Here is a 25,724-nt window from a genome sequence, read left to right on the forward strand (position 1 = left end):
ATTATAATCTAATGTTAGTTTGTTTTTATTTATGGAATAAAAAGCATAAAATATGCAAATGTGCATATAGGCTTTAGTTTGAAAAAATTAACAGATACATTATATAATAAAGGTATCTGGAAAAATATAGATAAAAGAAATTAGGTGTATAACACATGAGAATGGATAAGAGTAAATTTATAAAAATTGCTACTTCAATTGGGGTGTCATCATTTTTATTAACTGGGTGTGGTGATTATGAAGAAGAAACTGCACAGAAAGAAAGTACCGCTGTTAAAACAGATGGTGCAAAGCAAGGCAATGAACAAGAAGCTTTACATTGTGATGATAAAACTCCTACCAATGAAAATGTAGAAAATGATGAGTTATGCAAGGAAATTAATCCATCGTTTTCATCGTATAATGAAAACTCACATTTACCGATACTGCCATTCGTAGCAGGATATTTATTAGCAAGCAGAACTTCAAATATGAATTATACAGCAAAACCCAATGTAATGAAGAAACCGTATGCAAATAATATTATTCCATATCGTGAAAAAGACCAAAGTAGAACTGGTGGCAGCGGTGGTGGAGGATACTACGGTGGAACTAACAGTAACAACAATAATTCTTCCAATAAAGTAGATTTAAACAAACAACAGCCGAGTACATCAAATAAAGTGACGCCAGATACAAATACGCCGAAATCATCTACTACTCAAACGCCGAAAGTGAATTCTGGTTCAAGTGGAATTGGAAACGCAAAAGCGCCAGCCGGATCATAATACGAAAGGATAATAGGATCATGTATACAGAACAAGAGCAGAAAGAGTATATGAAAGTATGGTTTTCACTTGCGGAAGAGGTTGGTCGAAATGGATTTACGTGGCCGAGTCTTTTAGAGAAGGAAGAATGGAATCAATATATGGCAACAAGTATGTATCGTATGCCAGTAAAAACTTATACTGCTATTTCAAAAGCGACAGAGGAAATTATGTACGTGTTATATAGAACGTATCAATATATTGTAAATACGACAGAAGATTTTCAAAAACTAGGATTTCCAGTTGAAACGTGGGAAATTGCGAGAATGAAACATACTGGATTGTTTTCATATTTTACAAGGTTTGATTTTATCGTAAATGGTGAAGATATTAAATTAATAGAAGTAAATTGTGATACACCAACAGGTTATTTAGAGCCGTCTGTCGCGAATGAAGTGTTGTGCCGTTATCACGATGTGAACCATCCGAATCATATAGAAGAGCATATTGTACAGGCGTGGGAACAAATTAAACATGACTATAATATAAGTCCTATAGAGACGATATATTTTACTAGTTATGATTGGCACGATGAAGATCATCAAACAGTTCAATTTTTAAGAAGCTATTGCTTAGATCAATCAACGGACTATTTAGGTATACAAGATATCGTCGTTGCAGATGATGGTATATATACGCCGAATGGTGAACGAATTCATTATTTATATAGATTATATCCAATTGAATATTTAGTTTCAGATACTGATAAAAATGGGAAAAGAATTGGACTTCAATTTTTAGATCATATAGCGCAGGGAAGAGTGAAAATCATTAATCCACCTGCTGCTTTCCTTATGCAAAATAAAAGTGTACTCGCATTAATTTGGCAACTGTTCGAAGAGGGAGTTTTCTTTGAGAAAGAAGAGCGAGAAATCATTCAGAACTACTTCTTACCAACATATTTTACAAATAAACCGTTTATAGAAAGAAATGAATCATATGTTTCTAAACCTTTATACGGCCGTGAAGGCGGAGGGGTATCTATATACGAAAATGACGAACTATTAGCTGAAGATAAAACGGAGTATTACTTTGAACAACGAAAAATATATCAGCAATACATAGAAATGCCTGACTATACAATTGACACATGGGATGGTCCGTATACTGGTAAACTATTAATTGGCTCACACTGTATTAGTGGGAGAGCCGCTGGGTTATTTTTACGTGTAGGCGAGAAAATTACGGGAAACTTATCGATGTTTACTGGGGTTACAATTGAAGGATAAGAAATATATGAAAAAAAGCATTAATGGTAGAGCACTTTGAAATTAAAAGTGCTCTTTTTATTTTGAAAAAATATTATTAAAGATCGTTGATATATATAAATTAAAGTGGGACAAATTATATAAATATTAGTATAATTCGATAGTGGTATATTTAATGCGAGATGCTATGATATTTAATTTTTTTGAAATGGGGAAAAGCATATGAAGAGTGATCATATTTCAAAAACTACTTCACTTAGTACACAAGTATTAAATCAAGGGGAGGTACTTGCTGCATTAGAACGTTCACTAGCTATGATTGAGTTTGATCCCTATGGAAAAGTAATATGGGCAAATCATAATTTTGCATATGCAATGGGCTATGAAGTGGATGAACTATTAAACAGTCATCATCGTCAGTTTTGTACTTCACAGTTTGCTCAAAGTCCAGAATATGATATCTTTTGGAGAAATTTTCGGAATGGAGTCTCATTTCAAAGGAAAATACAGAGAATTACTAAACAAGGGAAAATTATATGGCTAGAAGCGACATATACCCCTGTTGTAGATAAGAATGGAAAAATTCAAGCGGTTATTAAAGTCGCTACAGATATTACTGCGCGTGAGAATGGGACGGCTAAGGTAACATTTGAATTGCAAGAGATGGCGGAAAATCTAAAGGAACGTGCGCAAGAAGGGATTAAGCGTAGTCATATTGTTTCCGCGGCTATTAAACAAATAGTCGAACAAACTAATGACAATATGAAGTTATTACAAGAGCTTAACGTACAAACTAATATGATACGCGACATGGTGAAAACGATTAATGAAATTGCCACACAAACTAATTTATTGGCCTTAAATGCTGGAATTCAGGCCGCCCATGCAGGTACCTATGGTAGTGGTTTTAATGTTGTTGCAAATGAAGTTCGTAATTTAGCAAATAAAGTTAAAGCCGTAACGAAAGATGTACACTTTAATGTAGAGAATATAACCAAACAGGTACAAAAGATTAGTGCAGGGACCCTTCAATCAGAAAAGAGAGTTACTGAAAGTTACTCATGTATAGAACAAGCAGTTCATGAATTCAATGGTATTGGTGAAGCGGCCCAGAGACTTGATACACAGGCAAAAACTATAGTAGAGCAACTACAAGGGCAAAAATAAGTTCAAATGTTCCTGAAGTTCGAGATTTAAATACATAAATTGAAAACTTTTTATAAGAAACACATTTTAAAATTAAATATGCCATTTTTCGGTTGGAATGGGGCGTCGTTCTCTTATAAAAAAAGAATCACTAACATAATATGTGATTCTTTTTTTCGGTGTTATATTTGTAATTGATTTGAAAAATATTTTTGTTTATTGATAAAAACTACATGTTTGTAAGAAATGTTAAACGTCCTTGCTATATATATTAAAAAACAATTTGTTTTTATAGTTCGCTATTTTATAAATATGAAAAATGATTAAGTTAAAAATTAAGAAAAATATGATAATATATGTATGTATTAGTTTTAAAAAATGGGGGAACAATCGTGAAAATGAATGACATAGTGGCAAGTACACAATTGCCAAATACAATCAAAACAATTACAAATGATTTAAGAGAATTAGGGTTAGAAAAAGGAATGACGGTTATTGTGCATTCTTCGCTAAGTTCTATTGGCTGGGTATCTGGCGGAGCAGTTGCGGTAGTAGAGGCGTTAATGAAAGTTATTACGGAAGAGGGAACAATTATTATGCCAACACAATCTTCGGATTTATCTGATCCGAAACATTGGTCAAGACCACCTGTACCTGAAGAATGGTGGCAAATCATTCGAGATAACGTCCCGGCGTTTGAACCACATATAACACCAACAAGGGCAATGGGAAAAGTAGTTGAATGTTTTCGTACATATCCGGATGTAGTACGCAGCAACCATCCATTAGGAAGTTTTGCTGCATGGGGAAAACATGCAGAAGAAATAACGATGAATCAGTCGCTATCAATGAGTTTAGGAGAGGAATCTCCATTAAGAAAAATATATGATTTAGACGGATACATATTATTAATTGGTGTTGGATATGATTCCAATACGTCTGTACATTTATCTGAAGTACGTACTGGTGCATGTGAGTTAATAAAAGTAGGCGCACCTATTTTAGAAAATGGTGAAAGAGTATGGAAAGAGTTTGTTGATATGGATTACGATTCTGATAAGTTTGTAGAAATCGGTGTAGAGTTTGAGCGAAAAGGAACAGTAACAAATGGAAAAATAGGAAATGCAACGTGCCGTCTTATGAAGCAACGAGATATCGTTGACTTTGGAACAGAATGGTTTCGTAAGAAAAATCAGTAAGGGATGGTTACAGTGAAGGGGAAAAAGGTATTAATTACGAGTGGTGGTTGTTTAGAGAAATGGGACCAAGTACGTGGGCATACGAATATGGCAAAAGGTACAATTGGAAGAATAATCGCGGAAGAGCTTATAAGTAAAGGAGCACATGTTATATATTTACACGGTTATTTCGCTGAGAAACCGAACGATGTAAATAATCAATTAGAATTACACCCGTTTGAAGGAATTGTTGATTTGCAAGATAAAATGAAAAGTATCATTACGCATGAAAAGGTCGATGCGGTCATTATGGCAGCGGCTGGATCAGATTGGGTTGTAGACAAAATTTGTGATCAAGATGGTAATGTTCTTGATATGAATGGGAAAATCTCAAGTGATATAGCGCCAATTATTCATTTTCAAAAGGCTCCAAAAATATTAAAGCAAATAAAAGAGTGGGATCCAGAAACCGTACTAGTTGGCTTTAAACTTGAAAGTGATGTAAATGAAGAAGAATTGTTTGAAAGAACGAAAAATAGAATGAAAGAATCTAAGGCAAATGTAATGATTGCAAATTCACCGCATTCTTTATATTCACGCGGAGCGGTGCACTACGTAATTGGACAGGACGGTAAAGGAAAGTTATGTAATGGGAAAGATGAAACGGCGAAAGAAATTGTCAAAAGGTTAGAAGTACTATGTAATCACATTATTGCTTTATAATTTTAAGTATTTGGATAAGAGTGAATCCGCATAGTATATATAGGTAAGCGAAACTTTAATTTATGGGAATTTTACTTTTACACAAATGTTAACCATTCAAGATGGATACATAAAATAATTGGTGAGGAGTGGATTCTATGGAACATTTATTAAAGCAAGCGATTAAACTAAGAAATGAAAAGAAATATGCGCAATCTAGAGAGATACTTATGGGGTTAACCAATTTTACGCGAGACGCAGAAGTGCTTTTTCAATGTGCCTGGATACATGATGTAATGGGGCTTGAAACAGAGGCTGTGCCGTATTATGAACAGGCAATTGCAAATGGTCTTGATGGGGAGTCGCTTTGCGGTGCATTTATCGGTCTTGGCAGTATATATCGTTGTATAGGTGAGTATGACAAAGCAATTACTGTTTTAGAAACAGGTTTGCAGCAGTTTCCAGATAATGATGTGATGAAAGTATTTTTGTCATTAGCGAAATATAACGTAAACGATCATGAATCCGCTATGAAATTATTACTTGAAACAGTCGTAAAAGTAGAAGAAGTTAAAGAATTTGAACGTGCTATTTCATTTTATAAAGACCATTTAAATGAGGTTTTTAAATAGAGGAGTGAAAGTATGAGTGTCGCACTTTCGCGAAGGCGAAAAGGTATCTGGATTGGACTCGTATCTTTAATCTTGTTATCAAACTATTTATTGTATGCTCTTCCGATTGTACCAGCTACTCCGAAAGAAGTTGTTCTTGGATCATTATTAGATTGCATGTTTGTAATTCCAGTCATTACGTATTTCTTTATTATTCGAAAAAGATACTCGTTAACTTATATATTTCCTGTTGTAATAGCTGGTTATATATTTGCAAGATTTATTATTCCAAGCGACTATTTACAAGCTTTTTCATACGTTTCTTATAGTATAGTTGCAGGAGAAATTGCTTTTGTATGTTTAGAGTTATTCCTTCTATATAAAATTGTTAGAAAGCTTCCTAACATAATAAAAAAATATAAAGAATATAAAAGTCAGTATTCTTCATTTTCTTATGCAATTGATGCTGCGTTTGACGCCACTATGAAAAGAAATAAATTAATAGATATCATTGTAACAGAGTGTAAGCTAATTTATTATGCATTTTTATCGTGGCGTGAAAAAGTACCAGAAGGTGAATACGTATACTCATATCACAAAAAGACTGGTGCAATAGGTGTATATATTATGATCATCCATGCGACCTTAATAGAAAGTATCGGTTTTCATTATTTGTTTCATCAATGGAATCCAGTTGTAGCATGGGTGTTACTTATTTTAAATGTATATGCAATGTTTTATTTTTTAGCTGAAATTCAAGCAATGCGTAAAAATCCAATTATTGTTACGGAAGAACAGGTAATTATTCAAATTGGATTAGGGAAGAAAATCATTATACCGTTTACACAAATTGATAAGATTACGTTTTATAAAGGGGAACTTTTAAAAAAAGAGAAAGAGGTTCTTGACGCAACGGTGATGGAATTTATAAAGGAACCTCCAATATTTGAAATAATACTCAAAGAGCCAATGAAAGCACAATTATTATATGGATTTTCTAAAACAGTAAGTCGTGTTTACTTAAATGTTGATGAGGAACGAAAATTTTATGATGTGATGGTGGAGAAATTGAACCATGAATAATGCTACTAATTTTTATCGTGCGCTTGGTGTGTATGGTATTTGTATCGAAAATAATAATATATTAGTAATTGATAAATCAAAAGGTCCATATAAGAACAGATATGATCTACCTGGTGGGAGCTTTAATGAAGAGGAGTCGTTGTTATCGGCACTCCATAGGGAATGTAAAGAAGAAACTGGATTAGAAGTAAAGGTTATAAAGCAAGTAGGTACGGTTGATTTTCAATACCCTTCAAAGTTTAAAGATTATACACATGTACACCATATTGCAGTTTTGTATGATGTTGAAAAGAGTGCAGGGAAAATCATAGTACCAAAACAATTTGAAGGTCAAGATTCTTTAGGAGCGAGATGGGTTTCTATAGAAAGCATTACAGAAGACAATTCATCTCCACTTGTATGTAGTGCAGTGAAGTGGTTGAAAACGAATGAGCTTCCATTAGAAGTGAAAAAATATGAAACATGGACAGTGAAAAACTCCTTCTAAAATAAGAGGGAGTTTTTATTGTGTATTTGGAGACCAAACACTTCTTTATCACTATATAAATGGATATAATTAAGATTAGAAATAGCATAAGGGGAAACAAAGAATGAATAAATTACTAACACCAAAAAGTAAAATTATAGAAAGAAAAATTCGGTATGACTCGACCGTAGTAGATCACACTTGCTTATTACTTGAAAAGCAGTTGCAAAGTATCGTGTTATTTCATGAGGTTCAGTATTCATTTACAATGACTGCACATCGTGCGAGTTTAACAATCCCAAAAGGAAGTTACACCATTGCATACTACTGGGAAAATCGTCCGTACAATTTATACATATGGAGAGATAAAAATGGAATGTATTTAGGCTCTTATTTTAATGTTGTAAAAAATACGCAAATAACAGACGAATTAGTGTCATTTGAAGACTTAATTATTGATATATTGGTACTTCCAAGTGGAGAATATTTTATTTTAGATGAGGATGAGTTACCTGAGCCTTTAGAGGGTTTTGAGGGGGGGGATGTGAATGAAGCTCTTAATGTATTAGAGGAAATAATTCAAAAGACGCTTCCTCAAATGATTGTAGAGACAGAAATGGTGTGGTTAAACTAAAGCGATTTGAAAAGAAAATATGTGTTTAATGAAATTGAGTAGTCTTAAGTTATATGATCTAACTTTTTGATAAGTCTAAGGTTAGATGTATATTTCTTGAGATTACTCTTTTTTTGTGGAAACTAATATTGACTGAATATAGTTCAGTCGTTTATGATTGAATCAGATTCAGTCGAAGGTAAAACATAGTAGGAGATGACCTATGAAAAGAATATCAAAAGAACCAGATGTTAGAAGGCAAGAGTTGATGGATATTGGTTTTGAACTATATATGAAAAATGGTATGAAAGGATTTAGCATAAAAGATGTTGTGAATCATGCAGGTGTAGCAACGGGCTTATTTTATTATTACTTCAAGTCTAAAGAGAATTTTGTTGATGAAGTATTAAATGATTTTATTGTGAAAAATATGGAGTTAATTGAAGAAATACTTATTTCTAATGAACGGTCTGTCATGCAAAAGCTGAAAGATTCTCTAAATATATTTTGGACATTTATCGAAAAATTAGCACCCTATAAAAATGTGAGTTCGTTTCAGACGGAACAACATTTTCAACTGGAACAGAAATTATTTACGCGAATGCAGCCATTAATTCGACAAGTAATCGAAGAAGGGGTGAAAACTGGGATTTTTAATACTAATAACTCATTATTAGCATCAGGATTTATTTTATACGGTCTTAGCAGTATTGCTCATTCAGAGGTGAATTTGAATCTAGACACGAAGCAAGAAATGATTAATTTAGTATTAAATACAATACGATACGATCAAATCGAAGGAGAATGTATATGAAAATTATTATTGATGGAAACAATATTTCGAATGAACAACTTACAAAGTGGAAAAGAGAACGTATTAAAAAAGTTTTAAATACATTAGGACATAAAGAACCGGAATTAAATGATACAGACGTTATGAAAAAAAAACTAACGGAACTAAAGTTAAATCATTCATACAATGAAATGTATGATAAGTTGAAAATTAAACTGAAATTAAGTGAAATGGGTATGCGTATTTGTACTGTTTTATCTGGTGATAGACGAAAATTTTCAAAAACAAGTATCTATTTAGATGGGATTACAGCAGAAGAAGCGATAAATGGAATTGATAGTTTTATGCTTGAACAATCAGATGAAAATGATCAAGTGAATTTATCAGCCTGTCCAGATCACTACGTACTAAGACCCTTTGGGGAAAATGAATTAGAGGTTATCGAAACTACTGGTAATTCTCCATTTCCAGTTCAATTTTTTATTGTTTTTGGTGACGAAACGGGATTGAAGACACCTCGAGATAAGTCTTATCAATACCAATCAACAGGTGTTGCACGTATGAAAGACGGTACTACTATTGGTGGAGTTCGACATCAATTCAAAGATACAGATACTGGTATAGAAGTAAGTCTAGTTGTAGAGTTTCCGGCACTTTGTCCTAATAGCCTTATTAAATCGCATCAAATGCATTTGGCATGTGAGTTTTCTTATTGGTTACAGTGGATTAAGAACCATAAAAAATAATTTTTAAATAAATAACAATAAGGATGTTCAAACGAATCATATGTATTTTTAAACAAAACCCAGTTGACTTATCGGAAATATTTGTATAATATGTACTTAATTCTATTACGTATTGCTGATTGGAGAAACCAAAGGCATTTTATCTATTGATAAAATGCCTTTGGTTTTTTTATTGCATAAATACTGAATCTGTTCATTTAGATGAATCATTTCAAGGAGGCGAAGAAGTGACTGTTTCAATTGATGGAGTATCAAAATATTTTTCGAAACAAAATGCTACGGTTCAAGTATTAGAGAATATTAATTTTCAATTAGAGAAAGGGGATTTTGTTACAGTAATTGGTCCGAGTGGTTGCGGAAAAAGTACACTATTAAAAATTATTGCAGGTTTAGACAGCGATTTTGAAGGAGAAATCATTATTGACGGGGAGCGTATAACAAAACCGAGTAAGAAGCAAGGATTTATATTTCAAGAGCATCGATTGTTTCCATGGCTAACAGTGGAAGAAAATATTGCAGCTGATTTGTCATTAAAAGATAAGTATGTGAAGGATAAGGTAAAGGAATGGGTTGAAATTGTTCGATTAGACGGTTTTGAAAAATCATATCCGAAAGAAATATCAGGCGGGATGTCACAACGTGTTGCGATTGCAAGAGCGTTGTTAAGGGATCCCAATGTATTATTGCTTGATGAACCATTTGGAGCACTGGATGCATTTACCCGAAGTCATTTGCAAGAAGTACTGCTCAACATTTGGGAACAAAAAAAGACGACAATGATATTCGTTACACATGATATAGACGAAGCAATATATCTTTCGAACCGAATTGTCATCATGAGTGCAAAGCCTGGAAAAATACATAAAGTGATTGAAAATAATTTATCTTATCCGCGTAGTAAAACTTCGGATTCATTCCAAGAAATTCGAAAGAAAGTATTACAGCAGTTTGAACACGGGGGATTAATTCAAACAAGTATATAGGGAAAGAGTGAGTATATGTATAAAAAAATTAAAGTTCTTTCTTTTGCAGTAGCTATTTCTTTATTTTTATTTGGATGTGAAAAAAGCACAGCAAGTAGTAAGAAGGAAGATGTAACAGTACAAATTGGTATACAGCAAGGATTAAGCCCGCTATTATTAGCACAGAAAAAAGGATGGTTTGAAGAGGAGTTTAAAAAAGAAGGGGTTAAGGTGAAATGGACAGAGTTTCAAAGCGGACCTCCTTATTTTGAAGCGATTTCATCAAATCGATTAGACTTTGGTGAAGTGGGGAACTCCCCAGTTATTTCAGCGCAAGCAGCAGGTATTGAATTTACCGAAATTGCTAATACAAGTTATGCGAGAAAAGGAACAGGGATTCTTGTACAAAAAGATAGTAAGATTACGAGTGTAAAAGATTTAAAAGGTAAAAAAATTGCGGTAGCAAAAGGGAGTAGCGCGTTTAATTTATTGTATCGAGCCTTAGAAAAAGAAGGTATCAATGCGAAAGATGTAAATGTTATTCAGTTACAACCAGATGAAGCACAGCCGGCATTTGAATCCGGATCAGTAGATGTATGGGCGATATGGGATCCATTCATCTCGCTACATACGTTAAATAAAGGGGCAAAAGTTATTGCAGATGGTGAACTATTAAATGTTTCTTCTCCAAAATTTTTAATTGCGAGAACAAAATTTGCGAAGGAGCACCCAGAATTAGTTGAGAAATTCCTTAAAGTTTATGAAAAAGCACGTGTATGGCAAGAGTCAAACTTAGATGAAGCGATAAAAATATATACTTCTGCAAAGAAAATAGATGCCGAAATTGTAAAAGAAGTGTTTAATCACGACAAACCAATTTTAGTTCCAGTAACGAAAGAAATAATAGCGGAACAGCAAAAGACAGCGGATTTTCAATATAAGCTAGGCTCTATAAAGAAAGAAATTAAGACAGATAAAGTAGTAGACAATTCTTTCGTAGAAAAAGCATTAAAGGCGAAATGAAAAGAGGTTTTGTAAATTGGAGAATACGAAAGCTGTTATGAAACCAACGGGTATAACGATTGGCAAAAATAATGTAAAGAAAGTGCGAAAGACGAATGTAAAAGTGCTAGTAAGAGCGATTACTATACCGATTATCGTATTAATTATTTGGCAGTTAGCCGGCGTATTCGATTTAGTTTCTAAAACAGTTTTACCAACACCATTAGATATATTACTAGCTTTTCAAGAACTTATAAAAACAGGAGAGTTATTCGGTCATTTAAGTTTCAGTGTATTCAGGGCTGCGGCTGGTTTCTTTATCGGCGGGAGTTTAGGAATTATTTTAGGAACGATTGTTGGATTTTCAACGAAAAGTGAGCAATATTTAGATCCATCTGTACAAATGTTAAGAACTGTACCTCATTTAGCTGTTGCACCGCTTTTCGTATTATGGTTCGGTTTTGGAGAAACATCGAAAGTATTATTAATTGCGGACGGTGCATTTTTTCCTTTATACGTAAACGCGTTTTTAGGGATACGAGGTGTAGATTCAAAACTATTCGATGTTGCGAGAGTGTTAGAGTTTAGTAAAAGAAAATTAATTACAAAATTAATTTTACCTGCCGCATTGCCAAATCTATTACTGGGAGCAAGGTTATCTTTAGGAGTTGCATGGGTGAGTTTAGTAGTAGCAGAACTTATGGGGTCTACAGAAGGTATCGGCTATATGATTATGGATGCAAGGCAATTTTCAAATACAGATATCGTATTTGTCGGCATTATTATTTTTGCATTCGTTGGAAAGTTTTCTGATTCACTCGTACGTTTACTAGAAGTGAAGTTTTTAAGATGGCGAGATAATTTTAAAGGAGAGACAGGGAATTAACATATAAAGTGAAACTTTAATCAGTGGGGAGGGTCATCCCCCACCTAACTTCTTTGCTTTCGCTGAATTTTAAGGTGGGGATCTTACTGCCCGCAAATAGCGGGGTAAATTATTAGGGGTAATTTATATAGAGTATGTTAGTATGCGTTTCAAAATAAATAAGGGGTGTGTAAAGGTATGGAATTATTATGGTTTATTCCGGCTTATGGAGATGGTCGATATTTAGGAACGACAAAAAGAGGAAGAGCAGCTGAGTATGGTTATTATAAACAAGTTGCAGCTGCAGCTGATTATTTAGGATATTCGGGTGTATTACTTCCAACTGGTCAAGGGTGTGAAGATCCATGGGTATTAGCATCGGCACTTGCAGCTGAGACAGAGAAATTAAAATTTTTAGTAGCAGTTAGACCAGGACTAATGTCACCGACAGTTGCAGCGAGGATGGCATCTACATTTGATAGAATTTCAGATGGGAGGTTACTTATTAATGTAGTAGCTGGAGGAGATCCTGTTGAATTGCATGGCGATGGATTATATCTTGAACATGATGAAAGATATGAAGCAGCCGATGAATTTTTAAAAGTTTGGAAATCGACCTTGCAAGGTGAAACGATCTCTTTAGAAGGAAAGCATATTAAAGTTACGGATAGTAAAGTTGTATTTCCTCCGGTTCAAACGCCGTATCCAGCAATTTATTTTGGCGGATCGTCTGCTGCAGGTAAAGAAGTTGCAGCGGAACATAGTGATGTATATTTAACTTGGGGGGAGCCGCCAGAGCAAGTGAAAGAGAAAATAGAAGAAGTAAGAAAACTTGCGGAAGAGAAGGGGCGTAACGTACGATTTGGTATTAGACTACACGTAATTGTAAGAGAGACAGAAGAAGAAGCATGGGAAGAGGCTGAAAGGTTAATTCAATATGTAGATAATGAAACAATTGAGCTCGCTCAAAAAACATTTGCAAGATATGATTCAGTCGGACAAAAACGAATGACACACTTAAATAAAGGTACGAGAGAGTCGTTAGAGATAAGTCCTAACTTATGGGCTGGAATTGGGCTTGTAAGAGGTGGTGCGGGTACTGCGCTTGTTGGAGATCCGCATACAGTAGCAGAAAGAATAAAAGAATATGAAGCGTTAGGAATTGATACGTTTGTATTATCAGGATACCCCCATTTAGAAGAGGCATATGAAGTGGCAGAACTGTTATTTCCTTTATTGAAAGACGAGAAGAAACAAGAAAATAAAATTGTTGGTGAAATGATAGCTGATGCATTTGCTTTAAAAAAATAGTGAGAAATAAAGTTGAACCAATCGGGCATTTACAGGCAGTTTCACCTATGTTTTGCTTCATTTTGTTTACTGCCTGTTAATACGGGATAAAAAAACTCGCAAGTATTTCACTTGCGGGTTTTCATCGTAAACTATTAGAAAATATGGTAAAATTAAATAGTAACTTAAGGTACGGTTGGTTGTTCAATTATCACTTCTCCGAATAGGAGGGGGGTGATAATACGTGAGTGAAATAGCGTTGTTACTGCAGGGTGGACTGTTTCTCGTTGCATTGTTAACGTTCGTCGTCGTTTTAATAGACAAGCTCAAAAAATAACAACCCACCTATGCCAATAGAATGTGGGTTGTTTTGTTTGTAAGAAACAAATAGGATAAATGAACAATCCAATCTGCTAAGTTACGTGGACTAGTGTGTAGCCGCACACTGGTCTTTTTTATTTATTTACAATTAATAATTGGTTTATGTGATTGTATTGTTCTTTTCATACTTATTATAACACAGTGTCTTTTCGTCAAGAAAGGAGACCGTATGTTCTGATTTCGATTAAATAGAAGGTTTTTTTTCTTTAAATAGCCCATCCATATACTGTTTTAAAGTTTGGATATAAAATTCCTGTCTATTTACATCATTTACGCCGACAATTGGAGATGAAAGTTCATATCTCTTTTCTGATAAGTGAACGACAACGTCAAATATATCAAATAAACGAATGAAACAGAACAGGCCATCTTTATCACTTAATAAAATAAAGTAATGGTTCTCGCTATTTGTATTTAATGTATTCCATAAAGAACTTTTACTTAAATCGCGAACTATACTTTTTTCTTTTAATTCCATAAAATCGGCATTTGATAGAATGTTAGAAATATCAATCGCATCTGGATCTTCAAAATAGCCATCAACAGCTTGTACAGCGAAAGTATAAGCCATTTTTAATACACTCATTTTGTATTTACGGTTATCTAAAAGTAATTCACGTTGAATAGAGCTAGCTACTTTCGTTACACGTTCTTCTTTCCAAATTTCATTATGTAGTGAAATATCGTGCTTTTTACATAGTTTCATAATTAATGTATTGGAATAAAGTATTTCATCACTTACTTCAACAACATCTGTCTCAGCAGCCGCAAGTTCCTCACCATGTTCATTCGTATAGAGCGGGGAATCAATTTGTTTTTTCATTTGTTCAATCTTAAATTGACTTAATTTATGCCGAATTAAGGGACGATCAATATTTGTTGTCATTTGTTCATGGCAAGTATCACAAATTGAGTTTGTGAAATAATATCCACATAATATTTCGGGGATGACATATTGTTCACTAAGTTCTTTCGTATCTTTTCTGCATATGATGCATTGTGTCATTTTTATCACCTTTACCTGCAAATTTGTATGTAATCTCATTGTAGTGTATTTATTGGTATTTTGGAATATTGTAAAGGAAAATATTATGTGAAATTCTTGCTTATTTTGGTACAATGAAGAGAAGTGCTAGTTTAAAGGAGGACGTTTTTTTGAAATCGAAAGTGCACTTTTGGACATTAGAAGTGCTAATGGTTGTAGCGATCATATTTATTTGCACAAAAATATCGTTTCTATTTCAACCGATTGGTATCTTCATATCTACGTTGTTTTTCCCAATCTTAATCGCGTTATTTTTATACTTCATATTTAACCCATTGTTAGTCTTTTTGGAGAATAAAAAAGTACCTAGAAATTTAGCGATTTTACTGTTATATCTTTTTATTATAACATTAACTGCAGTTGGAGTTGGGGTAGTTGTTCCAACGATCTCACAACAGTTAATGGATTTAGTAAAAAATATGCCAGGTTATATTAAAGAGGGAAAACTATACATACAAGATTTATCCCATCACAGATTATTTGAATGGTTATCTACACAAAACTACGTTTCCATTGAAACAATTGAGAAAAACGCGATTGAATACTTAAAGGATATACCAAACACGATTACGTCGAGTGCAACGGCTTTATTTGGTATTATCACAAACGTTGCATTAGTTATCTTCACAGTACCGTTTATTTTATTTTATATGTTTAAAGATGGACATGCGTTTCCAGGGAAAGCAGTTAGTCTATTACCTGTGTCTTACCGTGAAGAAGGACTTCGTATCATTAAGGAAACGAACGAAACATTATCTGCGTATATTCAAGGGCAAGCGCTCGTTTGTATATTTGTAGGTGCTTTTACTTTTATCGGTTATTTAATTATCGATTTACCGTACGCTTTCGTTTTAGGAATTATAGCAGCATTTACAAATATCATTCCTAACTTAGGTCCATTTATTGGTGCAGCACCAGCTGTTATTGTAGGTCTGTTCGTATCTCCGATGCAAGCGTTGTACGTAATTATTATCGTAACAATTGTACAACAGTTTGAAAGTAACATCATTTCACCGCGTATTATGAGTTCAAAATTAAATATCCACCCTTTAACAATTATTATTTTAATTTTAGGGGTAGGTAACTTTGCGGGAATTATCGGAATGATTTTAGCAGTGCCAGTTTATGCAGTAACGAAAACAGTTGTTTCGAACTTAGTGAGATTGTTTAAGACGAAACGAAATAATCGGAAATAGTATAAATTGAGAAAGATACACCGCTTTTTAAGTGGTGTATCTTTTGTTTATTACTCAACATTAAAAGTGTACGGGTGTAATTTTATTATATATTTATTACACATCAAATATAACGATATACTTGTGTGATAGTATGTCTATAAAACTATGTGGAATCCCTCTGAACTATCCAAATCATTTCTTTAGAACGTGCTATCAACATCATAATCGACTCCTTTCAATTTTTATATTTTAAAGATTTATAGGTGAGAGTAGTATTTGCTTCTACGATCTCGAATTTCGTCTATAACCTGTTTATATTGTTGTTCTTGTTTTAATTCCGCATCAGAATAGTTTTTTTCTGAATTGTAATTGTTAAAAAGAAAAGGTGAAACTTCATGATACATTCCTCCTTTCGAAAGGAATTATAGATGGCTACAGTAGTGACTTTGACGTTCTTTTACATCCTCCATAGCTTTATTAATTTGATGGTCATGCAATATCTCACTGTCTGAGAACTTAGTTTTTTGAATGGTGATCGTTAAAAAGAATACTTTAAATTTCATATGTTTTTTCCCCTTTAAAAGTTATTTAGAAAAGGCGACTGTAATAAGAAGCTTGACGCTCTTTCACTTCGCCCATAATAGTTTGAATGTGTTGCTCACGCAAAATTTCTTGCTGTGAAAGCTTACGCTTTTGAATGGTAATCGTTAAAAAGAATGCTTTAAATTTCATTAGGATATTTCTCCTTTAAAAGTTATTTAGAAAAGACGGCTGTAATAAGAAGCTTGACGCTCTTTCACTTCACCCATAATAGTTTGAATGTGTTGCTCACGCAAAATCTCACTTTGAGAAAGCTTACGTTTTTGAATGGTGATTGTTAAAAAGAATGCTTTGAATTTCATGAAGGTATTGCTCCTTTAAAAGTTATTTAGAAAAGACGGCTGTAATAAGAAGCTTGGTGCTCTTTCACTTCGTCCATAATAGTTTGAATGTGTTGCTCACGCAAAATCTCACTTTGAGAAAGCTTACGTTTTTGAATGGTGATTGTTAAAAAGAATGCTTTAAATTTCATGAAGGTATTGCTCCTTAAAAATATATTTTTAATACATTTGCGTATAGTATGAACTTTTAATGTCAGTCATTTTATCAGTCAGTTGCTTTAATTGTTGTTTACGAATGATTTCATCTTCAGATAAAGTCTTTTTCTGAAGTACAGTTGTAAAAAAGAAAATATGAAAAGCCATAAATGAATTCCTCCTCTCGAAAAGGAATTACAGGTGATCACAATAAAGCGCTTGGCGCTCCTTAACATCATTCATAGCTTTTTCAATTTGCTCGTTATGAAAAATTTCATCTTTGGAAATTGTATTTCTTTGAATCGTAATACTTAAAAACAATACGCTAATAGTCATCGAATGTTGCTCCTTTCTTTAAAAAATAATATAAGAGGCTAAAAAATCGCACAAAAAAGCCACAGGAAGATATAGTTCTCCTACGGCTGGGCGTCAAAAAGCCACAGGAAAGTATACGACCTCCTGTGGCGAATTTATGAATTAATAGAAATAAAGTGCGGTTTTCAATTCTCCATTAGGGTGGTCGAATTCATATTTAATTGTCCGAAAAACAAAGGTGCAGTTAACGCTAAAGTTAAAGCATGTAATTGTAATTTCATCATTTCCTTCGACCTCCTTTTAGAATTTTTTCTTACGTTAGTAAGTATATACAATTAATGGATAATTGTAAACATAAAAATCGAAAATTTTTAATTTTGATTAAAATGCGTATATTTTAAAGGGTTTTGAGAAGAAGTATTGTAATGAACGAAATATCGATAATAATGGGGGATGCTAAATGAAATATATGCATCGTAATGTGGTTGTTATGCTAACAATTTTTTTACTTATTTCTGCTTGTTCTAGCGGAGAAAGAATAAAAGAAATATCTGATATTGAACCTGGTGCTTTTAAGAAATATGCTGGGACATATGTTTGATAATAACTCAGATGTGGTTGCAATTCTTAATCATTTACCCGGTGGTGAAACATTTCAAAGTATAAGTTTAGAGAATGAAAGTATAAAGGTAAACTATGGTGCAAGAGGGAATGGAGCCTTTACAGAAGATATGGTTGAGACATATTGGTTTGATGGTAAGGATACGATGGAGAAGAATTTTCTCTTTAACGTTATTTATCTAGCGATTTTAGTACCAAATGCAAAAGGTTAGGAGAACACTCAGTTAAACAGTTTATTGTACAACTATTATTGTATGTTACAATAGCAACTTTCTTTCAAGTAGCAGTAGTGATTAAGAAACGTTTTAAGTGGATTGGTCTTATGATAGGCGGAACATTTTTTATATCATTGAATAGTGTGCTTTATGCAGACGTAGGAATACAGGATTTAAATTCTACATCTAATCTATCTTTAATAGATATCCCATACTTTATTGTCATTTCAATTATATTAACTATCGTCTATATCGTGACTAGCGGTATATTTATTCAAAAAGTATCATTTGAGCAAACAATTTAAAGTGTAATTAAGTAAATATTTTGGGAGAGTAGGAAAAACAAATGAGAGATACATCTTCACTCGTTACAGTCTTTTTATGCATTGCACTACTAATACTCTGGCGTCGTTATCGTTCTATGTATAAGCCAATAAAGGGCAGTGGGATACGTATTTTGTGGCCATTACTATTTTTAACACCTGGTGTTTTATGGTTTTTTGGTCCCGTACATCCAGCTATTTTACAAGGTATAATAGCAGCATTCATTGGGGTTCTTTTCGCCGTACCACTTATAGTTTTAACAAATTATGAGCGAAGAGATGATGGGAATATTTATACGAAAAAAAGTGCAGCCTTTTTAATTACTTTTATTGCACTTGTCGTTTTAAGATACGGTTCAAGACAATATATTGTTGACTTAGATCAACAAACGATTGGTTTATTATTTTATGTTATTGCAGTATCGTATATTATCCCTTGGAGAATAGCTAGTTATATAAAGTTTAGGAAAGTTTGGCGGGAAAATAGTAATCATGCTTTATAAGAAAAAACTTTTCTTTTGAGAAGTTTTTTCTTTTTATATGTAATTGAAATCATTTGTTGAAGTGCAAGCTACCATACAATATGATGAATATAAAAAAGAGAAAGTAGGGGATATAAAAATGCGTACAATTTTACTTTTTCTAAACGACATGTCTATTAATGAAATAGAGGACATTAGGAAACAACATGATCCTTTATTCGGTTTAATCCCACCGCATATTACAATTGTATTCCCATTTGAAAGCTCGACTTCAAATGATGAGCTGAAATTACATATTTTAAAATTATCAAAAGGGATACAGGAGATAGAAATTGAATTTGCGAATCAAATTACGAGTGAAGGGGAATATTTATTTTTACGAGTTGAAAAGGGGCAAAAACAAATAGAAGAACTTCATGATATGCTGTATACAGGCGCTTTATTACAATTTTTGAAAGAAGATATTTCGTACATACCGCATGTAACAGTCGGGAGAAAAGAAAGTACTGAGTTAGCTGCTGAAGTAGCTAAGGAAATTAAGAGTTTCCCTGAAAAGTTACAATGTGTAATTGATAGAATTAGTGTAGAGCGAATTGGAGAAAACGGGAAATCGATTATTGAATTTGAAGTACCGTTGCAAAAAAGCTGACAAAAGTCAGCTTTTTTTATTCGTAACATGAAGTAAAGCACCAATCGCACCGCTATTACCACCATCTCGTAAAAAGATTGGTGTTTTATTTTGATATTTTGTGTAGTTACTAATAATATTTTGAAGGTGTACGTTATTACATAGAGTGGAACCAATATAAATAATATGGTCAATGTTTTTTGTTTCGGCGAATTGAAGGCTTAATGCAGTAACGACTTCACCTACAAGCCCTTGCACAGTTGCTAGTATATCAGCACTACTAAAATTTGAATCTGTTTTGGTAGCTTTTCCGAAATTGCTTGCAGTTAAGCTATTATCAATAGGAGAGAGAATGCCACCATAAATATCTCCAACCGTAATATCTAGTTCTTTTCTAGAACCTACTTTTGTTAAAGGAATCACATCTTCAAAATAGTCTATATTTGTTAACAATTTTGAAAGCCCCATAATAGTACCACCGCCAACACCGGTTCCACCAGCGCGAATATATTGGTCATTATAAACGTAATGAATGGAAGTACCTGTACCGATATTTGTTAATATAAAGTTATTTATATCATATTTTTCTTTTTTTAATATGTATTGGACACCTATTAGAGTAGCTTCAAATTCGTTTCGTTCTACTATTTTATATGAGTGTGAAAGTAGTTGCTGTAATTGTTTTGCTTTACCACCTGTAATACATATTTGTTTTATACGAGTGTTTTTCTTAAGCCAATTTATTATTTTATCTTGTTCATTTGAATAAAATTTTTCAAAAGCTAATTGCTTTTGTTCGTTCAAATAAGCAATTTTCGTTAATGTTCCTCCGGCATCGATACCGATAGTACTTTCCATTTTCATGCCCCTAACCAAGTAATTTATTTACTCTGTTCATATTAGTGAAACGAATTTGTAGGAGTGAGATATCCCGACGAATTACATCATCTCTATTCTGCTTGATATATTAATAGTTTTTCTATAGTTACAATCGGCTGATCGTTAACAGTTGCAGTACCTTTACCGAGAATAAAACCTCGTCGATTACGAGTTAGCTCATAATGTAAATCAAGCTTATCACCGGGAAATGCGTTTCCATGGAATTCAACCCCATCTAATGAGGAGAGGAAGCCTAGCCCTTCAGAGTCACTTGTATGTACAAATGGACTAAGCTGAGCAAGTGCTTCTACAATTAACATATGAGGCATATGTTTTTGATTATCATTTATAAACCACTCATTATTTGAAATGAGTTTATATCCCGTAACGGATTGACTATGGATTATATTTGTTACTTTATCAATCATTAAAAAAGGATAACGATGAGGAAGAGTGTCTTTAATATGCATATGAAAGTACCTCCAATAAATAATACCCCTGCTACAGTTAAGCAGGGGAGTTATCATTAATTTTTAACTAATTCATTTATTTTTTCAAGAGAAAAAATACCGCTATTTCTAATGTTTTCAACAACTTGTTGTAACACTTCTTTATCTTGAACAAGTGCAATACGTACAAAGCCTTCTCCATGAGGTCCAAATGCATGACCTGGTGTAACAACGACATTCGCACGATCCATTAATGCATAAGCGAAATCTATAGAAGTCCAGCCTTTCGGAATTTCGGCCCAGACGAACATACTACCAGCTGGTTTATCAACATTCCAACCAAATGTTCGGAATCCATCAACTAAAGTATCTCTACGTTCTTGATAAATACTGCGATTTTTCTCACAAAACGCAGCGCCATTTCTTAGTGCCGCTGATGCCGCTTTTTGAATTGGTAAAAACACACCATAATCTGTATTTGATTTAAATTGAGTAAGTGCACGAACAATTTCTTCGTTTCCAATCATATATCCAATACGGCTACCTGCTAAACTATAACTTTTTGATAAAGAGTTGATTTCTACTCCAACTTCTTTAGCACCAGGTACAGAGAGGAAGCTAATTGGTTTATTGCCATCAAAATAAAATTCAGCATAAGCAAAATCATGGACAACAATAATGTTATGCTTTTTCGCAAATGCGATTACCTCTTTAAAGAAATCTGCATGAGCCATTGCTGGAACTGGATTCCCTGGGAAGTTTAAAATCATCATCTTTGCTTGATCAGCAATATCTTCGGGGATAGCTGCTAAATTAGGTAAGAATTCATTTTCTTTCTTTAATGGCATGTAGTAAGATGTTGCACCAGCCATTTGAATTCCAGTTTCATAAGCTGTATATCCTGGATCCGGAACTAATATAATATCTCCCGGATTTGCATAAACCATAGGTAAGTGAACGAGTCCGTCCTGTGAACCCATTAATAATAAAACTTCTTTATTGGCATTTAATTTAACGTTATGAGTGTTGTTGTAATATTCAGTTACAGCTTCGTGAAATTCTTGAATACCACTTAATGTGTATCCGTAGCTTTCTTTTTTACTTGCTGTATGTACCATTTCTTCTCTTACGAAGTCAGCAGGCGGCATATCAGGATTCCCGATACTTAAATCAATCATTTTGTGACCTGCTGCAATTTTTTCTTTTTTATAAGCCCCTAATTCACTAAATATAGAAGATTGGAATGCTTTCATTCTAGTTGCTAACGTGTAAGTCATCAAAACCCCTCCTAAAAACAGTGTTTTCTTTCTGCGTTTTTAATTATTCTGAAAACACATGTTTACATTTTATCATTTTTTTATGAAAATTAAAACGATTGACAAATTTAGAGGGAGGATTAGTCTTTTTTGAAAGGGCGTTGTAAATAAGGATTGGTTAACTGAATTGTTTATTATATATTTCTATACGGTTTAGGATGTTTTATAGTTTTTATTAAGTATATCCCGCATATTTTGGATGAAAAAGAACATGAAAACGAGGCCTAATATACCACTAAGCCAATAGTATGAATTTCCTGTCGAGAATCTTTCATAAAATGAAAGTGCACTCCATAGGATTAGGATAATGGAACAGATTGTTGATACAATTAATGAACTTAAACTTCTCAAAAAAAGCACCTCGCATTAAAATATTGTTATTATATAATACTACATTTAAATTTAAAGATTTAAAAGAGGGAAATGTTTTTGGGGAGGTTTTGTAAATTAAAAATAACGCAGAAAATATTTTCTGCGTCTTATATGAAGTGTAATCATTTCTTTTTATATGTACATAACTTTTCCACTGCATAAAAGTATACATTTAATTTGCCATCGACAACTTTTAAAGTTTGATCCGATGTAAATGAGTTACCATAATCAATGTGATATACATTAGAATTCTTTACAAATGAGCCTTTGTATAAATCTTCTTTTTCCTTTGATGTTTGCATCTCAACTAAATATTGAACAATTTTTTCTTTCTTTTCTTCTTTTACAACTGTTTCAAATTTATAAGATGCAGGGCAAAGACCATTTTTGTTGTCAACGACTTCCCAAGAACCGTATATATCATTATTGCTACATCCGCTAAGTAGAACGATGAATATTGGAATAATTAATAGAATCTTTTTCATTTTGTACTCCTTTCTTTTCATTTTCAATAAACGTGCGAATACGATACAAATATTGTAATAAATAAAGTTTAAATTTTTATAAAGAATTATTTAATTTCACATAAAAATTTTGGGAGAATTGAAAAAGCATGAATCTAGTATAAAGTCAGATTCATGCAGAGTACTATAGCCTATGTTATGTCTCTTTTGAGGAAAAATAATGAGGAAAGTAGGATCATTATTCCATTTAAAATATATATAATTGCAACAATGAAGGCTAGCCCACCTGCGCCAAATCCAGCTTTATCAAATATAGAAGCGAATGCTAAGGTAGCAAAAAAAACAATAGGAGTTATCAGTAAAAATATGAAACCTGCGATAATTCTTCTTTTAAAGTTATGTCCAGATAAGGAAATAGCTAAAAAGTTTATGATGCTAAACAGAGCTAATACAAAAATAAAGATACTAAATAACTGCATAACATCAGACAATTTCGCACCTCCTGTATATATCATGTTAGTATACTGTATTCGAAAGCGAAAGAGGGTACTCCTTTAAATAATTACAATAAACGTAATAAATAAGGCTTTATATAACAAAGACGCATGGATTAATCAAATATGATCCATGCGTCTTTGTTTATGTTATAAATTCGCAGATTGCGAAGGTTGTTTTTCATATTGTTTCTGTTTAGATAATGAAATGAAAATAATTAATAATGAAATCACACCGAAAATGAGAACCATATATTGCAATCCAATCGTATCTAAGAAGAAGCCTGTGCCGAGTAAGACAATTTGGAACATAACTCTCTCAAACATATTACGGAATGAGAAGAGACGACCATGATAGCTTTTTTCCACTTTCGTTTGGAAAATTGTCGACATAATAGGGAAGAAGCAACCAACACTAAAACCAAATAAACCAAATGATGTAAGAGACATCCATTTTATATCGCTAAAGAACAAGGAAAGATGTGCAAAAGCGGTACAAACAGCGAAGAAATATAATAATTTTTCAGGTTTGAAATGGTCAGATAAACGTTTAATAACGAAGGCCCCTAACATAAATGCTACACCTTCAATGGTATATATAAAGCCTTTAATCGTTGGATCATGTTGCATTTCACTAATGTTGATTACCATTAAATTAAATCCGGCTATAAATAATAGAGGGATAATACTTAATATAAGTGCTGTAAAAGCAATAGGAATTCCTTTTAAAATACGAAAGACTTCCATAAAGCTATTATCTTTCGCAGCTTGTTTACTTGGTGTTGTTGATTTCTTATCTTCGAATTGTAGGAAGAAAGTTGAGAGGAATAATAAAGCGTATGCTGCCATTGAGAAGGCATACATATACTGTAAACTCATTACAACTAAAAGAATTCCACCTAGTGAAGTACCTGCAATACGAGCGATTGTACCTACATTCATATGTACACCGTTCATCTGTAATAACTCATGCTCACGTACGATGAGTGGAATTACAGATTGTAATGCAGGGAAGTAAAATGCTGCAGAAATTTGAAGAGCAACCATAAATGCAATCATAAAGGCAATACTTTCAAATTGGATAGCGAAAAACATAAAAATAACACTAATAACGCGACCGAACCCAGCATAAAGAAGAACTTTTTTCTTTTCATATTGATCGATAATACGACCGGCCATAGGACCAACTAGTACACCAGCTAATAGTCCGATGAATAATATAACTGATTTCATGAAATCAGAAGGGACATATTTTTGCATAAATTCAAGGTTGCCAAGAATACCAAGCCATAGCCCTAGACCAGCAATAAACTCCCCAATTAACACAATCCAAACATTTTTATTACGCCACATAATGTAAAACCTCTCCGTCTTTTAAAATGAAAAACTCGTATATAAAACCTCCTTATTTTATGTTTAATTTATAACGAACTTTTTTAGAGTCAGAGTCTATATTACGTGTTTCATGAGTGGATTTCAATCTTTTTGATTTGTCAAAAATTTGATGTGTTAATAGATGAAACAAGTAAGTCAAAATGCATACAACCAATGATTACATATTCATTGAAATTAAGGATAAATAAAATAAAAGCATCAAGAAAATATCACAATTAAATGATATTTTTCTTGATGCTTTTAATACATCAGGCTGAATATTCTTCTTTACGTACTTCGAAAAATTCATTACGACGTAAGTAATTATAAACTTTCTCGGAAACCTTTTCTTCTTCAGACATTAAGAAACGATGATCAAAAGCATAGAATGATTGACCTTTAATTAATTTTACGTAGTATATTTTACACGCCTCCTCTAGCATAATTGGAACTTAATTGATATTATGATGGCCTATATGCTTGTTAATCATACTTGGAGTTTCAAAGGATAGGAACTAAACAAATTACAAAACATTACAAAATTGTAATGTTTTTGTCACGTTTTCCGATAGTTAAAAATAACCAATCTCTTCTATACTACAAATAAGTTACATAAAATAAGGGGGTAAAAAGATGGATGA

General features: G+C 33.0%; 33 protein-coding genes and 3 pseudogenes. 21 read left to right on the top strand and 15 right to left on the bottom strand.

All coding sequences use genetic code 11. The annotated features are described in order from the left end of the window. The first annotated feature begins 155 nt into the window (after positions 1–155). The 16 genes from ILT06_RS16860 to ILT06_RS16935 all read left to right on the top strand — a co-directional run bounded on the left by ILT06_RS16860 (position 156) and on the right by ILT06_RS16935 (position 13,808). Positions 156–767, top strand: coding sequence for a hypothetical protein (locus ILT06_RS16860; protein ID WP_064475589.1), 612 nt, complete (start codon positions 156–158; stop codon positions 765–767). A 20-nt stretch (positions 768–787) separates the two neighbouring features. Continuing rightward, the gene (locus tag ILT06_RS16865; protein ID WP_154131834.1) at positions 788–2,035 is read left to right on the top strand and encodes a glutathionylspermidine synthase family protein; all 1,248 of its coding nucleotides are present in this window, start codon (positions 788–790) and stop codon (positions 2,033–2,035) included. 201 nt (positions 2,036–2,236) lie between these two features. Then, positions 2,237–3,181 (top strand): methyl-accepting chemotaxis protein, encoded by a 945-nt coding sequence (locus ILT06_RS16870; protein WP_064475587.1) that lies wholly within the window; start codon positions 2,237–2,239, stop codon positions 3,179–3,181. Between the two features lie 377 nt (positions 3,182–3,558). Next, positions 3,559–4,359: a BA2930 family N-acetyltransferase gene (gene aacC / locus ILT06_RS16875; RefSeq protein WP_141669125.1), complete on the top strand. Its 801-nt coding sequence runs from the start codon at positions 3,559–3,561 to the stop codon at positions 4,357–4,359. A gap of 3 nt (positions 4,360–4,362) precedes the next feature. Continuing rightward, positions 4,363–5,061: a phosphopantothenoylcysteine decarboxylase domain-containing protein gene (locus ILT06_RS16880; protein WP_154131833.1), complete on the top strand. Its 699-nt coding sequence runs from the start codon at positions 4,363–4,365 to the stop codon at positions 5,059–5,061. Positions 5,062–5,198: 137 nt separating this feature from the next. Further along, a complete protein-coding gene (locus tag ILT06_RS16885) occupies positions 5,199–5,672 on the top strand; it encodes a tetratricopeptide repeat protein (protein ID WP_154131832.1) in 474 nt (157 codons plus the stop codon). A gap of 12 nt (positions 5,673–5,684) precedes the next feature. Next, on the top strand, positions 5,685–6,734 hold the full coding sequence (locus ILT06_RS16890) for a hypothetical protein (protein ID WP_064475583.1): 1,050 nt from the start codon (positions 5,685–5,687) through the stop codon (positions 6,732–6,734). Beyond that, a complete protein-coding gene (locus tag ILT06_RS16895) occupies positions 6,727–7,221 on the top strand; it encodes an NUDIX hydrolase (protein WP_001057918.1) in 495 nt (164 codons plus the stop codon). Before ILT06_RS16890 ends, ILT06_RS16895 begins: the two co-directional genes overlap by 8 nt. A gap of 103 nt (positions 7,222–7,324) precedes the next feature. After that, on the top strand, positions 7,325–7,834 hold the full coding sequence (locus ILT06_RS16900; RefSeq protein WP_222655307.1) for a ribonuclease FAU-1 family protein: 510 nt from the start codon (positions 7,325–7,327) through the stop codon (positions 7,832–7,834). A gap of 202 nt (positions 7,835–8,036) precedes the next feature. Beyond that, positions 8,037–8,627: a TetR/AcrR family transcriptional regulator gene (locus ILT06_RS16905; protein WP_064475582.1), complete on the top strand. Its 591-nt coding sequence runs from the start codon at positions 8,037–8,039 to the stop codon at positions 8,625–8,627. Beyond that, positions 8,624–9,352 carry a hypothetical protein gene (locus ILT06_RS16910; protein WP_064475581.1) on the top strand — a complete coding sequence of 243 codons (729 nt, stop codon included), beginning with the start codon at positions 8,624–8,626 and terminating at the stop codon, positions 9,350–9,352. The genes ILT06_RS16905 and ILT06_RS16910 overlap by 4 nt, the downstream gene beginning before the upstream one ends. A gap of 227 nt (positions 9,353–9,579) precedes the next feature. Further along, positions 9,580–10,335 carry an ABC transporter ATP-binding protein gene (locus ILT06_RS16915; RefSeq protein ID WP_098102406.1) on the top strand — a complete coding sequence of 252 codons (756 nt, stop codon included), beginning with the start codon at positions 9,580–9,582 and terminating at the stop codon, positions 10,333–10,335. Positions 10,336–10,350: 15 nt separating this feature from the next. Then, positions 10,351–11,337, top strand: a complete 987-nt coding sequence (locus ILT06_RS16920; RefSeq protein WP_222655308.1) for an aliphatic sulfonate ABC transporter substrate-binding protein — start codon at positions 10,351–10,353, stop codon at positions 11,335–11,337. Between the two features lie 16 nt (positions 11,338–11,353). Next, positions 11,354–12,202, top strand: coding sequence for an ABC transporter permease (locus ILT06_RS16925; protein ID WP_222655309.1), 849 nt, complete (start codon positions 11,354–11,356; stop codon positions 12,200–12,202). Positions 12,203–12,379: 177 nt separating this feature from the next. Further along, on the top strand, positions 12,380–13,492 hold the full coding sequence (ssuD, locus tag ILT06_RS16930; RefSeq protein WP_064475577.1) for an FMNH2-dependent alkanesulfonate monooxygenase: 1,113 nt from the start codon (positions 12,380–12,382) through the stop codon (positions 13,490–13,492). A gap of 223 nt (positions 13,493–13,715) precedes the next feature. Further along, the gene (locus tag ILT06_RS16935; protein WP_001289320.1) at positions 13,716–13,808 is read left to right on the top strand and encodes a putative holin-like toxin; all 93 of its coding nucleotides are present in this window, start codon (positions 13,716–13,718) and stop codon (positions 13,806–13,808) included. Positions 13,809–14,036: 228 nt separating this feature from the next. On the opposite strand, the gene ILT06_RS16940 is transcribed toward ILT06_RS16935, so the two are convergent. Then, the gene (locus ILT06_RS16940) at positions 14,037–14,858 is read right to left on the bottom strand and encodes an HNH endonuclease (RefSeq protein WP_064475576.1); all 822 of its coding nucleotides are present in this window, start codon (positions 14,856–14,858) and stop codon (positions 14,037–14,039) included. A gap of 149 nt (positions 14,859–15,007) precedes the next feature. On the opposite strand from ILT06_RS16940, the gene ILT06_RS16945 reads away from it, so the two are divergent. Then, positions 15,008–16,093 carry an AI-2E family transporter gene (locus ILT06_RS16945; protein WP_064475575.1) on the top strand — a complete coding sequence of 362 codons (1,086 nt, stop codon included), beginning with the start codon at positions 15,008–15,010 and terminating at the stop codon, positions 16,091–16,093. Positions 16,094–16,332: 239 nt separating this feature from the next. Here the strand turns inward: ILT06_RS16945 and ILT06_RS16950 are convergent. The 7 genes and pseudogenes from ILT06_RS16950 to ILT06_RS16980 form a co-directional block, all read right to left on the bottom strand. After that, positions 16,333–16,472: pseudogene (locus ILT06_RS16950) on the bottom strand (YrzI family small protein). 25 nt (positions 16,473–16,497) lie between these two features. After that, positions 16,498–16,638, bottom strand: coding sequence for a YrzI family small protein (locus ILT06_RS16955; RefSeq protein WP_000669812.1), 141 nt, complete (start codon positions 16,636–16,638; stop codon positions 16,498–16,500). A 25-nt stretch (positions 16,639–16,663) separates the two neighbouring features. Next, on the bottom strand, positions 16,664–16,807 hold the full coding sequence (locus tag ILT06_RS16960; protein WP_000668981.1) for a YrzI family small protein: 144 nt from the start codon (positions 16,805–16,807) through the stop codon (positions 16,664–16,666). Between the two features lie 26 nt (positions 16,808–16,833). Next, positions 16,834–16,977: a YrzI family small protein gene (locus tag ILT06_RS16965; protein ID WP_098111721.1), complete on the bottom strand. Its 144-nt coding sequence runs from the start codon at positions 16,975–16,977 to the stop codon at positions 16,834–16,836. A gap of 26 nt (positions 16,978–17,003) precedes the next feature. Continuing rightward, positions 17,004–17,147 (bottom strand): YrzI family small protein, encoded by a 144-nt coding sequence (locus ILT06_RS16970; RefSeq protein ID WP_017560126.1) that lies wholly within the window; start codon positions 17,145–17,147, stop codon positions 17,004–17,006. 28 nt (positions 17,148–17,175) lie between these two features. Beyond that, positions 17,176–17,319, bottom strand: a complete 144-nt coding sequence (locus ILT06_RS16975; protein WP_064475571.1) for a YrzI family small protein — start codon at positions 17,317–17,319, stop codon at positions 17,176–17,178. A gap of 27 nt (positions 17,320–17,346) precedes the next feature. After that, positions 17,347–17,487: a YrzI family small protein gene (locus ILT06_RS16980; protein WP_000156189.1), complete on the bottom strand. Its 141-nt coding sequence runs from the start codon at positions 17,485–17,487 to the stop codon at positions 17,347–17,349. Positions 17,488–17,926: 439 nt separating this feature from the next. Here ILT06_RS16980 and ILT06_RS16985 point away from each other — a divergent pair. The 4 genes and pseudogenes from ILT06_RS16985 to ILT06_RS17000 form a co-directional block, all read left to right on the top strand. Then, positions 17,927–18,296, top strand: a pseudogene (locus ILT06_RS16985) (DUF4825 domain-containing protein); the annotation flags it as partial. Beyond that, positions 18,296–18,607 (top strand): annotated as a pseudogene (locus ILT06_RS16990) (DUF4052 family protein); the annotation flags it as partial. The pseudogenes ILT06_RS16985 and ILT06_RS16990, both read left to right, overlap by 1 nt. Positions 18,608–18,648: 41 nt before the next feature. After that, positions 18,649–19,128, top strand: coding sequence for a CcdC family protein (locus ILT06_RS16995; protein WP_064475568.1), 480 nt, complete (start codon positions 18,649–18,651; stop codon positions 19,126–19,128). Between the two features lie 118 nt (positions 19,129–19,246). Further along, positions 19,247–19,756, top strand: coding sequence for a 2'-5' RNA ligase family protein (locus ILT06_RS17000; protein WP_076539234.1), 510 nt, complete (start codon positions 19,247–19,249; stop codon positions 19,754–19,756). A 6-nt stretch (positions 19,757–19,762) separates the two neighbouring features. Here the strand turns inward: ILT06_RS17000 and coaW are convergent, their stop codons facing one another. The 7 genes from coaW to ILT06_RS17035 all read right to left on the bottom strand — a co-directional run bounded on the left by coaW (position 19,763) and on the right by ILT06_RS17035 (position 25,505). After that, positions 19,763–20,593 carry a type II pantothenate kinase gene (coaW, locus tag ILT06_RS17005; protein ID WP_088046644.1) on the bottom strand — a complete coding sequence of 277 codons (831 nt, stop codon included), beginning with the start codon at positions 20,591–20,593 and terminating at the stop codon, positions 19,763–19,765. Positions 20,594–20,685: 92 nt separating this feature from the next. Continuing rightward, positions 20,686–21,084 (bottom strand): 3-hydroxyacyl-ACP dehydratase FabZ family protein, encoded by a 399-nt coding sequence (locus ILT06_RS17010; protein WP_098102550.1) that lies wholly within the window; start codon positions 21,082–21,084, stop codon positions 20,686–20,688. Positions 21,085–21,140: 56 nt separating this feature from the next. Then, positions 21,141–22,340, bottom strand: coding sequence for an LL-diaminopimelate aminotransferase (locus tag ILT06_RS17015; protein WP_154131828.1), 1,200 nt, complete (start codon positions 22,338–22,340; stop codon positions 21,141–21,143). Positions 22,341–22,873: 533 nt separating this feature from the next. After that, on the bottom strand, positions 22,874–23,236 hold the full coding sequence (locus tag ILT06_RS17020) for a hypothetical protein (RefSeq protein WP_064475563.1): 363 nt from the start codon (positions 23,234–23,236) through the stop codon (positions 22,874–22,876). A gap of 170 nt (positions 23,237–23,406) precedes the next feature. Further along, a complete protein-coding gene (locus ILT06_RS17025) occupies positions 23,407–23,694 on the bottom strand; it encodes a hypothetical protein (protein WP_370458089.1) in 288 nt (95 codons plus the stop codon). Between the two features lie 165 nt (positions 23,695–23,859). Beyond that, positions 23,860–25,062, bottom strand: coding sequence for an MFS transporter (locus ILT06_RS17030; protein WP_000269247.1), 1,203 nt, complete (start codon positions 25,060–25,062; stop codon positions 23,860–23,862). Positions 25,063–25,352: 290 nt separating this feature from the next. Beyond that, entirely contained in the window at positions 25,353–25,505 is a 153-nt protein-coding gene (locus tag ILT06_RS17035) for a YqbF domain-containing protein (protein WP_071723536.1), read from the bottom strand. Between the last annotated feature and the right edge of the window lie 219 nt (positions 25,506–25,724).

Source organism: Bacillus sp. 17RED48, assembly GCF_019837545.1.
Classification (GTDB): domain Bacteria; phylum Bacillota; class Bacilli; order Bacillales; family Bacillaceae_G; genus Bacillus_A; species Bacillus_A wiedmannii.

Excerpts from the sequence above, each read along its gene's own strand:
- ILT06_RS16860 (WP_064475589.1), top strand. The coding sequence starts at position 156 with ATGAGAATGGATAAGAGTAAATTTATAAAAATTGCTACTTCAATTGGG.
- ILT06_RS16865 (WP_154131834.1), top strand. The coding sequence starts at position 788 with ATGTATACAGAACAAGAGCAGAAAGAGTATATGAAAGTATGGTTTTCA.
- ILT06_RS16870 (WP_064475587.1), top strand. The coding sequence starts at position 2,237 with ATGAAGAGTGATCATATTTCAAAAACTACTTCACTTAGTACACAAGTA.
- aacC (WP_141669125.1), top strand. The coding sequence starts at position 3,559 with ATGAATGACATAGTGGCAAGTACACAATTGCCAAATACAATCAAAACA.
- ILT06_RS16880 (WP_154131833.1), top strand. The coding sequence starts at position 4,363 with ATGGTTACAGTGAAGGGGAAAAAGGTATTAATTACGAGTGGTGGTTGT.
- ILT06_RS16885 (WP_154131832.1), top strand. The coding sequence starts at position 5,199 with ATGGAACATTTATTAAAGCAAGCGATTAAACTAAGAAATGAAAAGAAA.
- ILT06_RS16890 (WP_064475583.1), top strand. The coding sequence starts at position 5,685 with ATGAGTGTCGCACTTTCGCGAAGGCGAAAAGGTATCTGGATTGGACTC.
- ILT06_RS16895 (WP_001057918.1), top strand. The coding sequence starts at position 6,727 with ATGAATAATGCTACTAATTTTTATCGTGCGCTTGGTGTGTATGGTATT.
- ILT06_RS16900 (WP_222655307.1), top strand. The coding sequence starts at position 7,325 with ATGAATAAATTACTAACACCAAAAAGTAAAATTATAGAAAGAAAAATT.
- ILT06_RS16905 (WP_064475582.1), top strand. The coding sequence starts at position 8,037 with ATGAAAAGAATATCAAAAGAACCAGATGTTAGAAGGCAAGAGTTGATG.
- ILT06_RS16910 (WP_064475581.1), top strand. The coding sequence starts at position 8,624 with ATGAAAATTATTATTGATGGAAACAATATTTCGAATGAACAACTTACA.
- ILT06_RS16920 (WP_222655308.1), top strand. The coding sequence starts at position 10,351 with ATGTATAAAAAAATTAAAGTTCTTTCTTTTGCAGTAGCTATTTCTTTA.
- ssuD (WP_064475577.1), top strand. The coding sequence starts at position 12,380 with ATGGAATTATTATGGTTTATTCCGGCTTATGGAGATGGTCGATATTTA.
- ILT06_RS16940 (WP_064475576.1), bottom strand. The coding sequence starts at position 14,858 with ATGACACAATGCATCATATGCAGAAAAGATACGAAAGAACTTAGTGAA.
- ILT06_RS16955 (WP_000669812.1), bottom strand. The coding sequence starts at position 16,638 with ATGAAATTTAAAGTATTCTTTTTAACGATCACCATTCAAAAAACTAAG.
- ILT06_RS16960 (WP_000668981.1), bottom strand. The coding sequence starts at position 16,807 with ATGAAATTTAAAGCATTCTTTTTAACGATTACCATTCAAAAGCGTAAG.
- ILT06_RS16965 (WP_098111721.1), bottom strand. The coding sequence starts at position 16,977 with ATGAAATTCAAAGCATTCTTTTTAACAATCACCATTCAAAAACGTAAG.
- ILT06_RS16970 (WP_017560126.1), bottom strand. The coding sequence starts at position 17,147 with ATGAAATTTAAAGCATTCTTTTTAACAATCACCATTCAAAAACGTAAG.
- ILT06_RS16975 (WP_064475571.1), bottom strand. The coding sequence starts at position 17,319 with ATGGCTTTTCATATTTTCTTTTTTACAACTGTACTTCAGAAAAAGACT.
- ILT06_RS16980 (WP_000156189.1), bottom strand. The coding sequence starts at position 17,487 with ATGACTATTAGCGTATTGTTTTTAAGTATTACGATTCAAAGAAATACA.
- ILT06_RS16995 (WP_064475568.1), top strand. The coding sequence starts at position 18,649 with ATGAGAGATACATCTTCACTCGTTACAGTCTTTTTATGCATTGCACTA.
- ILT06_RS17000 (WP_076539234.1), top strand. The coding sequence starts at position 19,247 with ATGCGTACAATTTTACTTTTTCTAAACGACATGTCTATTAATGAAATA.
- coaW (WP_088046644.1), bottom strand. The coding sequence starts at position 20,593 with ATGGAAAGTACTATCGGTATCGATGCCGGAGGAACATTAACGAAAATT.
- ILT06_RS17010 (WP_098102550.1), bottom strand. The coding sequence starts at position 21,084 with ATGCATATTAAAGACACTCTTCCTCATCGTTATCCTTTTTTAATGATT.
- ILT06_RS17015 (WP_154131828.1), bottom strand. The coding sequence starts at position 22,340 with ATGACTTACACGTTAGCAACTAGAATGAAAGCATTCCAATCTTCTATA.
- ILT06_RS17020 (WP_064475563.1), bottom strand. The coding sequence starts at position 23,236 with ATGAAAAAGATTCTATTAATTATTCCAATATTCATCGTTCTACTTAGC.
- ILT06_RS17025 (WP_370458089.1), bottom strand. The coding sequence starts at position 23,694 with ATGCAGTTATTTAGTATCTTTATTTTTGTATTAGCTCTGTTTAGCATC.
- ILT06_RS17030 (WP_000269247.1), bottom strand. The coding sequence starts at position 25,062 with ATGTGGCGTAATAAAAATGTTTGGATTGTGTTAATTGGGGAGTTTATT.